Source organism: Bacillus sp. T-10(2022) (assembly GCF_056502895.1).
Genome location: NZ_CP113518.1, coordinates 1923274 through 1937960 on the forward strand (window position 1 = coordinate 1923274; position 14687 = coordinate 1937960).

12 protein-coding genes are annotated in these 14687 nt (G+C 42.1%); 11 read left to right on the plus strand and 1 reads right to left on the minus strand.

Annotated features, from left to right (window positions below; translation table 11 throughout):
* The first annotated feature begins 227 nt into the window (after positions 1 to 227).
* The 4 genes from OSJ91_RS09475 (at position 228) to OSJ91_RS09490 (ending at position 5565) form a co-directional block, all read left to right on the plus strand.
* Entirely contained in the window at positions 228 to 1898 is a 1671-nt protein-coding gene (locus tag OSJ91_RS09475) for a ribonuclease J (protein WP_350302035.1), read from the plus strand.
* A 190-nt stretch (positions 1899 to 2088) separates the two neighbouring features.
* Positions 2089 to 2772, plus strand: a complete 684-nt coding sequence (locus OSJ91_RS09480; protein ID WP_396020081.1) for a ClpP family protease — start codon at positions 2089 to 2091, stop codon at positions 2770 to 2772.
* On the plus strand, positions 2769 to 2996 hold the full coding sequence (locus OSJ91_RS09485; RefSeq protein WP_350302036.1) for a YlzJ-like family protein: 228 nt from the start codon (positions 2769 to 2771) through the stop codon (positions 2994 to 2996). The genes OSJ91_RS09480 and OSJ91_RS09485 overlap by 4 nt, the downstream gene beginning before the upstream one ends.
* A 238-nt stretch (positions 2997 to 3234) precedes the next feature.
* The gene (locus OSJ91_RS09490; RefSeq protein ID WP_485891419.1) at positions 3235 to 5565 is read left to right on the plus strand and encodes a DNA translocase FtsK; all 2331 of its coding nucleotides are present in this window, start codon (positions 3235 to 3237) and stop codon (positions 5563 to 5565) included.
* A gap of 30 nt (positions 5566 to 5595) precedes the next feature.
* Here OSJ91_RS09490 and OSJ91_RS09495 read toward each other — a convergent pair whose 3' ends face one another.
* On the minus strand, positions 5596 to 5895 hold the full coding sequence (locus OSJ91_RS09495) for a DUF6509 family protein (RefSeq protein WP_350302038.1): 300 nt from the start codon (positions 5893 to 5895) through the stop codon (positions 5596 to 5598).
* Between the two features lie 304 nt (positions 5896 to 6199).
* Between OSJ91_RS09495 and OSJ91_RS09500 the strand changes: the two genes are divergently transcribed.
* From OSJ91_RS09500 to yfmH, 7 genes are all read left to right on the plus strand, one after another.
* On the plus strand, positions 6200 to 6925 hold the full coding sequence (locus OSJ91_RS09500) for a GntR family transcriptional regulator (protein WP_101224693.1): 726 nt from the start codon (positions 6200 to 6202) through the stop codon (positions 6923 to 6925).
* A gap of 162 nt (positions 6926 to 7087) precedes the next feature.
* On the plus strand, positions 7088 to 8176 hold the full coding sequence (locus OSJ91_RS09505) for a BMP family lipoprotein (protein WP_350302039.1): 1089 nt from the start codon (positions 7088 to 7090) through the stop codon (positions 8174 to 8176).
* A 203-nt stretch (positions 8177 to 8379) separates the two neighbouring features.
* On the plus strand, positions 8380 to 9915 hold the full coding sequence (locus OSJ91_RS09510; protein ID WP_350302040.1) for an ABC transporter ATP-binding protein: 1536 nt from the start codon (positions 8380 to 8382) through the stop codon (positions 9913 to 9915).
* Complete coding sequence (locus tag OSJ91_RS09515) at positions 9908 to 10951, plus strand: ABC transporter permease (protein ID WP_101224696.1); 1044 nt, start codon at positions 9908 to 9910, stop codon at positions 10949 to 10951. Before OSJ91_RS09510 ends, OSJ91_RS09515 begins: the two co-directional genes overlap by 8 nt.
* Positions 10952 to 11911 (plus strand): ABC transporter permease, encoded by a 960-nt coding sequence (locus tag OSJ91_RS09520; RefSeq protein WP_350302041.1) that lies wholly within the window; start codon positions 10952 to 10954, stop codon positions 11909 to 11911.
* Positions 11912 to 12120: 209 nt separating this feature from the next.
* Positions 12121 to 13401, plus strand: a complete 1281-nt coding sequence (gene yfmF / locus OSJ91_RS09525; protein ID WP_350302042.1) for an EF-P 5-aminopentanol modification-associated protein YfmF — start codon at positions 12121 to 12123, stop codon at positions 13399 to 13401.
* The gene (yfmH, locus tag OSJ91_RS09530) at positions 13401 to 14687 is read left to right on the plus strand and encodes an EF-P 5-aminopentanol modification-associated protein YfmH (RefSeq protein ID WP_350302043.1); all 1287 of its coding nucleotides are present in this window, start codon (positions 13401 to 13403) and stop codon (positions 14685 to 14687) included. Before yfmF ends, yfmH begins: the two co-directional genes overlap by 1 nt.

The following is a 14687-nucleotide window of genomic DNA, read 5'->3' on the forward strand; positions in this document are numbered from 1 at the left end:
TATATGAATGGGATAACTTTCCGATTTCGGATGAAAATATTTAAATTTTTTTATGATCAATCGAGACTGGATAAAAGTACAAAGGATCTCTTACATAATAGGTTGTTTTATTGGATTAAATGAAAAAGTCCCTCTGAAAATGGTAAGTGTTGTCATGTTTTTTGAACATCGGTTATAATGAAATCATTGGGAAATTATGAACGGGATTTTTTAAGGAGGATATTCGATTGGGTAAAGATAAAAATAATGGAATAAAAGTGATTTCTCTTGGAGGACAAGGGGAACTTGGTAAAAATATGTACGTCGTTGAGGTGAACGAGGACATCTATCTTCTTGATGCAGGGTTAATGCTGCCAGAAGATGAAATGCTCGGAATCGATGCGGTTATCCCTGATATTACGTATTTGATGGATAATAAGGAACGTGTGCAGGGGATATTTATTTCCCATGGTCATGAAGACCATATGGGAGCGCTTGCTTATGTCTTGAAATATTTACCGGTCCCTGTTTATGGAACAAAGCTTACTCTTGCTTTAATCAAAACGAAATTAAAGGAAGATGGCTTTAACGGCAGGGCGACATTCACAGAAATCGATTCGGATTCTCTTTTAAGTTTCCCTCAAGCAGCCGTGTCTTTTTTCCGGACAAACCATAGTATTCCCGATTCCGTCGGAGTCGTGATCCACACTCGTGAAGGTGCAATCGTTTATACAGGGGATTTCAAATTCGATCAAGCAGCAACAGATCTATATAAACCGGAAATCGGTAAAATGGCCAGTATCGGTGAAGAAGGTGTCCTATGCTTGCTTTCGGATAGTACTGGAGCCGAGAGGCCAGGTTATACGACATCAGAAGCAGTTGTGGCCAAAGATATTACAGAGGTATTTCATGCTGCCTCCGGAAGGATCATTGTTGCGTGCTTCGCTTCGAATATCAACCGGATTCAACATGTTTTCAATGCAGCGGCAGCAAGTCGCAGAAAAGTGGCAGTTGTCGGGAAAAGCCTGCAACGCGTTTATGAAACAGCATTGAACCTCGGCTACTTAAAGGTCGAAGAAGAGCTGATAATCCCAATTAATGAAATAGGCCAGTATGACGACCGTGAAATCGTCGTGTTATCGACAGGTCATCAGGGCGAACCCATTGCGGCACTTCAAAAAATGGCAAAACAGACGCACAAGCAGGTAACGATCAAAAAGGGAGACACCGTTTTGATCAGTGCATCACCGCTACAGGGCGGTGAACTTATTTTATCCAAAACCGTCGATTTACTATACAGGGTAGGTGCTGAAGTGGTATCTGCTAATAAATATAAAGTGCACGTAACAGGGCATGGCAGCCAGGAAGAACTGAAAATGATGATCAATTTGATGAATCCTAAATTCCTCATCCCTGTACATGGGGAATACCGCCATTTATATGCCCATCAAAAAGTTGGGATTGCAGCGGGGATTAAGCGGGAAAACATCATCATTGCCGAAAAAGGTGATGTCATCGAACTTAAGGGCAATAAAATGGGCCTTTCCGGGAAAGTCTCTGCAGGAAATATCTTGATAGATGGCAGTGGTGTTGGAGATGTGGGTAATATCGTACTTCGTGATCGGCGCTTGTTATCCCAGGATGGCATTTTGATTGTAGTGGTCACGTTGAACCGTCAGGATAAAAGCATTGCAGCAGGCCCTGAAATCATTTCAAGGGGCTTCGTATATGTTCGCGAATCAGAGAAAATGATTGGCGAAGCAACTGAAATTGTAAGTGAAATCGTAAAGAAAAATGGGTCGCGCCAACCATTTGATTGGTCCACGCTGAAGCAGGAAATGCGTGATGCGTTAAACCAATTCTTCTATGAAAAAACGAAACGCCGTCCAATGATTTTACCGATCATCATGGAATATTAAGTAAGGAACCCCTGATTTAACAGTCAGGGGTTCTTTTTCTGTTTCAAACCTCTTATATCTTGAAGAATGAAGTCCGAGACTCGAGACATAATAAAGCTATAGGCTATAAGAGAAAGGGGTTGGCATAGTGGATAATGCACCATTACCAAATGAAAATGAAGGCAAGCAGGAAGGTAAGAATTCAACTTTAATCGAAAAGATCCAGCAGCTGGGGGCTACCAATGTTCCGCAACTATCTCAGGACTCAAAAATCCATTGTTTGACGATCATTGGACAAATTGAAGGACATATGCAGCTGCCGCCTCAAAATAAAACGACCAAATATGAACATGTTATTCCGCAAATTGTGGCAATTGAACAAAATCCCAATATAGAGGGACTGCTTGTCATATTAAATACAGTCGGAGGAGATGTCGAAGCGGGACTGGCAATCGCAGAAATGCTGGCTTCCCTATCAAAGCCATCCGTCTCGATTGTACTTGGGGGAGGGCACTCGATCGGTGTGCCGATTGCGGTTTCGTGTGACCATAGCTATATAGCAGAAACAGCAACGATGACGATTCATCCAATTCGTTTGACAGGGCTAGTCATTGGCGTGCCTCAAACCTTTGAATACTTGGATAAAATGCAGGAAAGAGTCATTAAATTTGTTACTCGCCACTCCAACGTTACGGAAGAAAGTTTTAAGGATTTAATGTTTGCCAAAGGAAACTTGACCCGTGATATCGGTACGAATGTTATCGGGGCCGAGGCAGTTGAAATCGGTATGATCGATGATGTAGGAGGAGTGGGCCAGGCAATGAGAAAACTAAATAGCTTCATGGAAGAAAGAAGGCCAAAAATTGCCGGGGAAGAGGAGGGGCTTCTGCAATGACGCTTTATACGATCGTTCCTGAAGAAATAATTTTCCCTCATCACCATGAGAAGACGGCAAATTTAATAGAAATGATCTACAATGGTGTCCATGTGATGGTTGAACTTGACGGTGGCCGTACGTTTCGCATTGACCGAATCGTCAGCACCGATCCTGAAGATTATATGAATGTACACATTCAGCCGGGAGCTGTCATAAATGTGTTCGAACATATGAACCATTAGTAAAAACGACTAACTGAGGTAAATTATGATATACTGGAATGAAAATCAGCAGCCGCTTGGCTGCTTTATTCATTATATGGGAAAAATGTCCGCCTTAAGAATGAATGGTACATATATCAAGGACAAGGTCATATTTATTTGGTATAATCAGTAGCGAACGTTTGTTTCGTGAAGGGAAATCATGTAGTGATGTTGAATAGGAAAGTTAGAATAGTTTCATGAAGAATCAGGTGATATTATGGCAAAGAAGAAACGCAGAAAAAAGAATAGTACAGAGAAGTTAAAACTAACGCTTAAATATGAATTGATTGGCCTCACTATAATAGGTTTGGCCATAATTGCCATTGCCAAGCTTGGAGCAGTGGGAAACGGGACGGTCTTTTTAATCCGCTTCTTCATGGGGGAATGGTATATCCTCTTTTTGTTGGGAGCAATTGCAGCTGGGTTCTATTTGATGATAAAGAGAGAGGTCCCGTACCTGTTGAAACGGCAATTGGTGGGGATGTACTTCCTTGTTGCGAGCATGCTCCTACTGAGTCATGTGACGCTGTTCAACATGCTTGCAGATGGAGGACCGTTCACGAAGCCCAGCGTCATTTCGAATACATGGGAACTATTCTGGATGGAAGTGACCGGCAAGGCCAGCACAAAGGACCTTGGGGGCGGTATGATTGGAGCGATATTATTTGCAGCCTCATACTTTTTATTCGACGAAGCTGGATCGAAAATCGTTTCATTCCTTTTTATCATTGTAGGTGCCGTCCTATTGACAGGGAAAACGTTAGGTGAAACCCTCGGGAAGTTTTTCATGGGTCTTGGCGGCTTTTTCAAAAAGCAATGGTCTGCATTCAGAGATGATATGAGGACGTGGAATGAAGACAAAAAAGAAAAGAAAAAGAATCCGGTTAAAAAGAAGAAACGGGAAAAAGACCCGGTGGAAGAAACGGATCAGCCCCTTCTTCAAGAAGAGGATACAGAGCAAATGGCGACGGAGCGGATTATTTCCAGCTTTGCTGATAAAGCCTATAGCGACGAAGACGAAATAATTCCGGTCGTCACGGAACCTGCAGCTGATAATAAAGAGGACCAGGATGATGCCGTCCCGCCTATGAATTTTACGGAAGTGGAGAATAAAGAATATCTTTTACCGCCTCTTTCTTTACTATTACAGCCCAAAAAAACGGATCAAAGCGGAGAATACCAATTGATCCATGAAAATGCGGCTAAGCTTGAGCGCACTTTTCATAGCTTTGGAGTGAAAGCGAGGGTCACTCAAGTTCATTTAGGCCCAGCCGTAACCAAATACGAAGTTCATCCGGACGTAGGGGTGAAGGTAAGTAAAATTGTCAGCCTATCCGATGACTTGGCCCTTGCACTTGCCGCAAAGGATATTAGGATCGAAGCCCCGATTCCCGGAAAATCGGCAATCGGGATAGAAGTGCCCAACTCGGAAGTGGCAATGGTGTCATTAAGGGAAGTTTTAGAGGCCAAGGAAGTTGACAAGCCTGACGCAAAACTGCAAATAGGCCTAGGGCGGAATATTTCCGGTGAAGCGGTTAAGGCGGAGCTCAATAAAATGCCGCATTTACTAGTGGCTGGTGCTACTGGCAGCGGGAAATCCGTTTGTATCAACGGGATTATCACGAGTATCCTGATGCGGGCAAAACCGCATGAAGTGAAAATGATGATGATCGATCCAAAAATGGTGGAGCTGAATGTCTATAATGGAATTCCCCACTTACTTGCACCTGTAGTGACAAATCCAAAGAAAGCTGCACAGGCTTTGCAAAAAGTGGTCAGTGAAATGGAAAGGCGCTATGAGCTATTTTCTCATTCCGGTACGCGTAATATTGAAGGCTACAATGATTATATTAACCGGTATAACATCGAAGAAGATGCCAAACAACCGCTCTTGCCTTATATCGTAGTCATTGTCGATGAGCTGGCGGATTTGATGATGGTCGCCTCAAATGATGTAGAGGATGCCATCACACGGCTTGCACAAATGGCACGTGCCGCGGGCATCCACTTGATAATTGCCACTCAGCGGCCATCCGTCGATGTAATTACAGGGGTCATTAAAGCGAACATCCCATCCCGGATTGCTTTTAGTGTCTCATCAATGACCGATTCGAGAACGATCCTCGACATGGGCGGAGCTGAAAAACTGTTAGGCCGGGGTGACATGCTCTTCCTGCCAGCAGGAGCTTCAAAACCGGTTCGCGTCCAAGGTGCCTTTTTATCCGACAATGAAGTCGAGGAAGTTGTCACATATGTCATTTCACAGCAAAAAGCACAATACAGCGAAGAGATGATACCCGATGAAATTTCAGAAACTTCAAATGGTGAAGTCGAAGATGATTTATATGGGGATGCCGTGTCCTTGATAGTAGAAATGCAGACTGCTTCGGTTTCCATGCTGCAGCGCCGTTTCCGGATTGGCTATACGCGGGCAGCGAGATTGATTGATGAAATGGAAGCGAGGGGAATTGTCGGTCCATATGAAGGCAGTAAACCACGAAATGTGTTGGTCACTAAAGATGAACAGGATGAAGCGCATTCATCATAGGTAAAAAAAACCGGGCAGCAGCCCGGTTTTTTAATTATTCATCGCCTCGTCTAAATGTTTAAGGCAGAAGTCGGTAATCATCGCTTCTTCATCTTCTTCTAAATCGAATTCGAGTGCGCCCTCATTACCTTTTTCAAAAATATCATATTTAATCAATTTTCCTACTTGCTCTTCCACTGCAAAAAGCACCCGGATATATAAACCATTTTCTGAAAAGAGCTCATCCTCTTCAGGCACTTCAATATCCAGGAACAACTCGTAACGTTCCCCGGACAAAATACCAAATGGATCATTCAATTTTTCGATCGTGTATTCTGTAATCTTTAACATCTTGTGTACATCCCTTCAAAGAAGATAAATCCTATTATACAGGAAAACAACATCTTGAACAGAGCTGCATTCATTTTGCATTTTCAAAAAAAATTTATCTGATTTAGGAGAATTATCGTGCAAATTCCGCGGCCTCATCTAGATTGAAAGACACAGGGAAGGGTAATTTCTCCTAAATTCTTTTAAAGTAAATAGTAAAACACTATTTATTTATGTCAAAAAAAATGTTATATTATTTTCGATTAGTAGGAATGATTCAACATCAGAGGTCTGATGTCTTAAGAAATTAGCTGGGGGAAACTGTATGTCAATAAAATCAGATAGTCGACATTTATATTTGCAGGTCATTGATTACCTGAAGCAGGATATTGAAGCTGGAGTCTATCAGGAAAATGAAAAATTCCCTTCAGAATTCGATCTTGCAAAAAAATTGGGAGTGAGTAGGGCGACACTTCGAGAAGCGCTGCGAATTTTAGAAGAAGAAAACATCATCATTCGCCGCCATGGAGTTGGGACTTTCGTCAATCCGAAACCTCGGTTCACTTCAGGTATCGAGCAATTAAAAAGTGTCACGAACATGATTGAAGAGGCAGGAATGAAACCGGGTACGATTTTCTTAAGCTCGACGGCCCAAGAACCTACAGAAGAGGATATACGCAGGTTTTCGTGTTCGACAGATGAACGCATCGTCATCATCGAACGAGTAAGGACTGCGAATGGGGAGCCAGTTGTCTACTGTATTGACAAAATTCCTGAATCTATACTATCAGAAAATTTTGACCGTAATGATGAGTCTCTTTTAGATATTTTGGAAAGAGATGCGCATCGAAAAATTACGCATGCCGTAGCAGAGATTGAGCCTATTGGATATCATGAGAAAGTTTCTCCTATCCTTAAATGCTCGCCAGAAGCCGCACTACTCGTTCTAAAGCAGATGCATCTGGATGATTGGGACCAGCCTATCCTGTATTCTGTAAACTACTTTAAAGCCAATATGTTCAGCTTTCATGTTCTTCGTAAACGTGTGTAGGTCTTGACTCTGCAGACGGGTGAATGCAAGCGTTTGTTTCGATTCCGAAAAAGTCGATCAAGCGGATGCAAAAAAAATTAACGAGAAGTGAAAACGCAAACATAAATGACTTTTCAGAACATTCCTGCTCAAAAAAACTAAGTAAAACTAGGGGGATAAAAATTGAAAAAGCGCAAATTAGGACTAGCTCTTTCACTTGTTCTTGCAGCCGGTACGCTACTAGGAGCATGTGGTAATTCAGAGAATGATGATAAAGAATCTTCAAATGGGAAAAACAAAGATAACTTCACTGTTGCAATGGTAACTGATACTGGCGGCGTGGATGACGAGTCGTTCAACCAATCCGCTTGGAAGGGCATTCAGGAATTCGGTAAGGATAATGGTCTGGAAAAAGGTAAGGATGGCTACAACTACCTGCAATCTAAATCTGATGCAGATTACGCTAAAAACCTGAATACGCTTGTACGTGAAGATTACCAACTAATCTATGGTATCGGTTTTCTTTTAGCCGAAGCTGTTGGTGAAGTGGCCGACCAACGTCCGGACTCACACTTTGCTATCGTTGATACAGTTGTAGATAAAAAGAATGTAGCCAGCATTAATTTTAAAGAGCAGCAAGGTTCATTCCTTGTAGGTGTAATTGCCGGTCTGCAAACGAAAACAAACAAGGTCGGTTTTATCGGCGGAGTTGAATCTGAATTAATCAAGAAATTCGAAGTTGGCTTTAAGGCTGGGGTTTTATCTGTAAATCCGGATGCGAAAGTTGAAGTTAAATATGCCGGAGATTTCAATAAAGCTGATATCGGTAAATCCACAGCAGGCTCCATGTATTCTTCAGGTATCGATATCATTTATCATGCTGCTGGCGGAACTGGAAAAGGTGTATTCACTGAAGCAGTCGAGCAAAAGCAAAAAGATCCTAAGAGAGAAATCTATGTTATCGGTGTAGATAGCGACCAAGCTAAATTAGGGGCAGTTCCTGGAACTGACGACAACATCACACTTACTTCCATGCTAAAACGTGTTGACGTGGCAGTTAAAGACCTTTCCGAAAAAGCGAAAGAAGGAAACTTCCCAGGCGGAAAAGTAATTGAGTACGGTATCGAAGAAAATGGTGTAGGCATTTCCGATACAAAAGATAATGTAACAGAAGAATCTTTAAAAGCGGTCGAAGAGTGGACAGAAAAAATTAAATCAGGTGAATTCGTAGTTCCGGGCACGGATGAAGAATTCAAAAAACTTGGTTTATAAGCTGTAATGCCAGAAAGAATAGGGAGGCGAATTGCCCTCTATTCTTTCTTTTCCCAATTGCTCTTTGCATCTGAAAAATATCGAATGAAAAACTATGATAGAATCGTAGTTTTTCATTTGGTTTTTTTAAAAAAATCAATAAGCTAGTAGAAGCAATTATATGATTTAAGAATATTTACACTCATTTTAGGAGTTGATAATACGTGGAATATGTAATTGAGATGCTTAATATCCGTAAGGAATTCCCCGGCATCGTCGCAAATGATAACGTTACCCTTCAGGTTAAAAAAGGGGAGATTCACGCATTATTAGGTGAAAATGGCGCGGGCAAATCCACTTTGATGAATGTCTTATTCGGCTTATACCAGCCTGAACAGGGAGAAATCCGTGTGAATGGCAAGCCAGTCAAGATTACCAGTCCTAACATTGCCAATGATTTAGGAATTGGGATGGTCCATCAGCATTTTATGCTCGTAGACCCCTTTACAGTAACAGAAAATATCATTTTAGGAAAAGAACCATCAAAAGCGGGTAAAATCGATTTAAAAGAAGCGAGCGAGGAAGTTAGGAAACTATCGGAACAATATCAGCTTCGTGTTGACCCCTATGCGAAAATTGCCGATATATCAATAGGGATGCAGCAGCGTGTCGAGATTCTTAAAACGCTATACCGTGGTGCGGAGATATTGATTTTTGATGAGCCGACCGCTGTATTGACTCCTCAAGAAATCAAGGAATTGATTTATATTATGAAAGCCCTTATCAAAGAGGGGAAATCCATCATTTTAATTACACACAAACTTAAGGAAATCATGGAGGTTTGTGACCGGGTAACGGTAATACGCAAAGGCCAAGGAATTGGTACAGTGAATGTCAACGAAACGAATCCTAACGAATTGGCCAGTTTAATGGTTGGTAGGGAAGTTCTGTTCAAGACGGAAAAAACGGCAGCTATTCCTTCGGATGTAGTTCTCGAGGTCCGGGAACTGGAAGTCAAGGATTCCCGGGGCGTTTCAGCTGTTCGGAACTTGGATTTAACTGTCCGTGCAGGAGAAATCGTCGGTATCGCCGGTGTGGATGGGAATGGACAATCCGAACTAATTGAAGCATTGGCTGGCCTAAGGAAGACAACCGCAGGTTCGATAAAGCTAAATGGAAAAGAAATCAGGAATCTGAAGCCGCGTAAAATCACTGAAGCAGGTGTCGGCCATATTCCAGAAGACAGACATAAGCATGGTTTGGTTCTTGATTACAGCATTGGGGAAAATATTGTCTTGCAAACCTATTATCAAAAGCCTTTTTCAAAAGCTGGTATCTTGAACTCAAAGAAAATTTTTGAAAAGGCCCGTTCACTGATCAAAAGTTACGATGTTCGCACTCCGAGTGAATATACCCCGGCAAGGGCGCTTTCTGGAGGGAATCAGCAAAAAGCGATCATTGGACGGGAAGTTGATAGGAACCCGGATTTATTGATAGCCGCACAGCCGACACGCGGGCTTGATGTCGGGGCGATCGAGTTTATCCATAAACGTCTGATTGAACAGCGTGATGCAGGAAAAGCGGTACTCCTCATATCATTTGAATTGGAAGAAATCATGAATGTGAGCGATAGAATTGCCGTTATATACGAAGGGGAAATCGTCGCAATAGTCGATCCGAAAGAAACGACTGAACAGGAGCTTGGCCTTCTTATGGCTGGCAGTAAACGGACGGTAGCAGGGGGAAAACAAAATGTCTAAGTATTTATCTAAATTAACGAGTCCGTTAATAGCAGTTATCCTCGGCTTAGTCGTTGGGGCCATAATCATGTTAGTAAGCGGCTATGATCCTGTTGCCGGCTATGGCTCCATGATAAATGGAATTATTGGGGATTCTTATTATGTAGGGGAATCCGTCAGGACAATCATCCCTTATATCCTTGCCGGTTTGGCAGTGGCTTTTGCTTTCCGTACGGGCCTATTCAATATCGGTGTAGAAGGGCAATTAATTGTAGGCTGGCTGGCGGCAGTTTGGGTCGGAATCGCTTTTGATCTACCAAGGATCATCCATTTGCCGTTTGCCATATTAGCTGGTGCAGCTGCAGGTGCCTTGTGGGCGTTTATCCCTGGTTATTTAAAAGCTAAGTTCCGTGTACATGAAGTAATCGTTTCGATCATGTTGAATTATACAGCTTTATATGTGACAAATTATTTAATTCGGAATGTAATGACTGACAAGCTGGATAAAACAGAAAGAGTTGCTGATACAGCATCACTGCGGTCTCCTTTTTTTGAAAGCATTACGGATTTTTCCCGGATGCATTGGGGAATAGTGGTAGCGATTATTTGCGTGATCATCATGTGGTTCCTTCTTGAAAGGACAAAAACCGGCTTTGAACTGAAAGCGGTAGGTTTCAATCAGCACGCGTCCGAATATGCAGGGATGAGTGTAAATAAGAACATCATACTTTCCATGGTTATTTCAGGTGCGTTTGCAGGGCTTGCGGGTGCGATGGAAGGCCTTGGAACTTTCGGTTATGCTGCAGTCAAAGGCGGGTTCACAGGTATGGGCTTTGATGGGATTGCAGTAGCCTTACTAGGAGCTAATACGGCTATTGGTGTAGTGCTGGCAGCCTTATTATTTGGGGGACTGAAAGCAGGGGCGTTAAATATGCCGCTAGAAACCGGCATACCTAGTGAAATTGTAGATATTGTCATAGCATTGATCATCTTCTTCGTCGCATCCAGTTATTTTATTCGTTGGATTGCCGCTCGATTTAAGAAAGGGGTGAAATAAGTGGATTTTTACCAAGTATTACAAATTATTATTCCATCTATGATTGCTCTAGCTGCACCACTTATTTTTACTTCGCTTGGAGGAGTGTTATCTGAACGGGCTGGTGTCATAAACATCGGTTTAGAAGGATTGATGGTCATCGGTGCCTTTACAGGGATCGTTTTTAACTTAATGTTTGCTGATGTTTTTGGGGAATGGACTCCTTGGCTTGCTGTGCTAGCGGCAATGGTTGCCGGCTTGCTGTTTTCCATTCTGCACGCCGTGGCATGCATTACATTCAGGGCGGACCAAACGGTTAGTGGGGTAGCCATCAACTTGTTGGCAGTGGGTCTGACCATGTTTTTGGTGAAGCTGATTTTTGACAAAGGTCAAACTGATAGAATAACGGAAACATTCCCAAGGATTGATGTTCCTTTACTAAGTGATATCCCATTTATAGGACCCATCTTTTTCGCGAATGGATATTATATCGTATATATAGCGATCCTTATATCCTTTGTCGTCTGGTATGTACTTTATAAAACACCTTTCGGGTTAAGGATCCGTGCAGTGGGTGAGCATCCCATGGCTGCTGATACGATGGGTGTCAATGTTACGAAAATCCGATATGCCGCTGTTTTATTATCAGGTGCTTTTGGAGGTATAGGCGGAGCGATATATGCTACCATCTTTTCGAATGAATTCAATCATGCGACAATTAATGGTCAAGGTTTCATGGCCATTGCCGCCATGATTTTTGGTAAATGGCACCCGGTCGGGGCAATGGGTGCAGCGTTATTCTTTGGTTTGGCTCAAAGTTTAAGTATCGTTGGCTCGAGCCTTCCCTTCTTCAAGGATATTCCTTCGGTTTACCTATTGATCGCTCCTTATGTTCTGACGATCATTGCATTAACTGGTTTCATTGGACGTGCAGATGCTCCTAAAGCATCCGGACAGCCATACATCAAAGGAAAAAGATAAGGTTTTAACCGGTCAGCAAACTATGCTGGCCGGTTTTTTCTTTTGAGATTGAGCCGTAGTGATCGTGAGCTGGTGAAAAACCAAAAAAAGTAGCTGTAACTTGCATGATTTTTCCTTTCACATGTATATTTTAAGTAGATGTTTAAAAGGGTTCCAATCTACAAACAATAAGCTAATAAAGGTGATTTATATAATGAGGAGGATTATTCATGTCTATTGCTTCCGAAACAATTACGGAAAAAAGCGGCTACAAGCTTCATGTGGTCCGGACGGATAAATATAAAACGAATACTCTCGTGCTCAAGATGAAAGCCCCGTTGACAAAAGAGGACGTTACATATCGTGCATTGCTGCCATATGTGTTACAAAGCAATACAAGTAAATATCCTACAACACCCGAGCTTCGATCTTATCTTGATGATTTATATGGAGCAGGGTTTTATGTCGATGTAGCTAAAAAAGGCGAATATCAAATCATAAGTTTTACGATCGATATCGTCAATGAAAAATTCCTTAGTGATTCAACCCCGCTTCTCGAAAAGGCTTTTGGGTTATTATCAGAGGTGATCTTTAATCCGAAGAAGAATGGCGAAGCCTTTGACTCTAAAACGGTTTCCAATGAAATCCGTTCTTTAAAACAGCGGATTCAATCCATTTCCGATGATAAAATGCGATATTCAGCTACACGCCTTGTAGAGGAAATGTGTAAAAACGAACCATATGCTTTAGAAGCGAGCGGTAATCTTCAAGACTTGGAAACGATGACTCCCGAGTCCCTTTTCGCCTATTACAAAAAAGTGCTGGCGGAGGATGAAATCGATTTATATGTAATCGGTGACATCGATCAATCGGAAGTGCAGGCTCTGGCTGACAAGTATGTTTCATTGCAAGAACGAGTGCCTGTGAGACTGCCAGGGAAGACGGGCAAGGTAGTGGAGAAGGAAAAAGAAATCATTGAGAATTCGGATGTGAAGCAAGGGAAATTGAATATCGGTTATCGAACCCAAGTTGCCTACGGTGATCCGGATTATTATGCACTTCAGCTTTTCAATGGGATTTTTGGTGGCTTTTCACATTCAAAACTTTTCATCAATGTCCGGGAGAAGGCCAGCCTTGCTTATTATGCAGCTTCGAGGCTCGAAAGTCATAAAGGTCTATTAATGGTCATGGCCGGCATTGAAAATGCCAACTACAAGCAGGCATTGGATATCATTCATGCGCAAATGAAGGAAATGAAGCAAGGGAACTTTTCCGAAGAAGAGCTGGCGCAGACAAAGGCGGTCGTTAAGAACCAACTCCTTGAAACCATTGACGTTTCGAGAGGACTTGTGGAAATTTTATATCATAATGTGGTTTCCGGGCAGGATATATCACTCGACGAGTGGTTTGCAAACACAGAGCGGACGACAAAGGAAGAAATCATTGCAGTTGGTCAAAAAATTCAGCTTGATACGATTTATTTCCTAACGGAAGAGGAGGTGCAAGGGTAATGGAAAAAATAGCATTCACTCAATTGAAAGAAGAACTTTTCCATGAAAAAATGGATAATGGCCTAGAAGTGTATATTCTTCCGAAAAGTGGCTTCAATAAATCATTTGCCACTTTCACGACGAATTATGGTTCGATCGACAACCATTTCAAACCTTTGAATGAAACGGAATTCACTAAAGTACCTGATGGAATTGCCCATTTTCTTGAACATAAGCTTTTTGAAAAGGAAGATGGAGATGTTTTTCAGCAATTTTCAAAGCAGGGAGCATCTGCAAATGCCTTTACTTCTTTCACCCGTACAGCTTATTTATTTTCCAGCACGTCCGATTTCGATAGGAATCTAACTACCTTAATCGACTTTGTCCAGGATCCTTACTTTTCGGAAAAGACGGTAGAGAAGGAAAAAGGAATCATTGGGCAGGAAATCAATATGTATGATGATAATTCGGACTGGCGATTATATTTCGGAACGATAGCCAATATGTATCATCAGCATCCCGTGAAAATCGATATCGCCGGTACTGTGGAATCCATTGCAGATATTACGAAGGATATGCTTTACGAATGTTATAATACGTTTTATCATCCTAGCAACATGCTCCTATTCGTGGTAGGACCGGTGGATGTCGAAAGCACCATGAAGCTGATTCGGGATAATCAAAATAATAAAGGATACAACGAACAACCTGAGGTGGAACGTAAGTTTGACCAAGAGCCGGAAATCGTTGCCAAGGATAAGGAAGTCTTAAGAATGAATGTCCAGACACCAAAAGTGATGCTGGGAATCAAGGCGACCAATGTCCATCAATCCGGTTTACAGCTTTTGAAAAGGGAATTGGCAACCAATATTTATCTGGAAATGCTGTTCGGCAAAAGTTCACCTTTGCATGAGGAGCTATATGAGGAAGGATTGATCGATCAAAGCTTCTCATATGATTATACACAGGAACAAGGTTTTGGATTTGCGTTAATTGGCGGGGACAGTGCCAAACCTGATGAGTTGACGGAGTCTTTATTTGGTATCCTGCATAAATCAAAAGCCGGAACCGGCCTGAATGAAGAAAGCCTGCAAAGGACAATCAAGAAAAAAATCGGTTCTTTCCTTCGTTCTCTGAATTCGCCGGAATATATAGCGAATCAATTCACCAGATATGCATTCAATGATATGAACTTGTTCGATGTTGTATCAGTATTGGAAAAACTAACGATCGAAGATATCAGGGAGGTCGCCAAGGACTTAATATCCGATGAACGGATGACAGTCTGTCAGGTACTTCCTAAATAA

What these genes read in the sequence shown, in the direction of transcription:
- OSJ91_RS09485 (WP_350302036.1), top strand. Translation starts at nt 2,769, where the DNA reads ATGACGCTTTATACGATCGTTCCTGAAGAAATAATTTTCCCTCATCAC.
- OSJ91_RS09490 (WP_485891419.1), top strand. Translation starts at nt 3,235, where the DNA reads ATGGCAAAGAAGAAACGCAGAAAAAAGAATAGTACAGAGAAGTTAAAA.
- OSJ91_RS09495 (WP_350302038.1), bottom strand. Translation starts at nt 5,895, where the DNA reads ATGTTAAAGATTACAGAATACACGATCGAAAAATTGAATGATCCATTT.
- OSJ91_RS09500 (WP_101224693.1), top strand. Translation starts at nt 6,200, where the DNA reads ATGTCAATAAAATCAGATAGTCGACATTTATATTTGCAGGTCATTGAT.
- OSJ91_RS09515 (WP_101224696.1), top strand. Translation starts at nt 9,908, where the DNA reads ATGTCTAAGTATTTATCTAAATTAACGAGTCCGTTAATAGCAGTTATC.
- yfmF (WP_350302042.1), top strand. Translation starts at nt 12,121, where the DNA reads ATGTCTATTGCTTCCGAAACAATTACGGAAAAAAGCGGCTACAAGCTT.
- yfmH (WP_350302043.1), top strand. Translation starts at nt 13,401, where the DNA reads ATGGAAAAAATAGCATTCACTCAATTGAAAGAAGAACTTTTCCATGAA.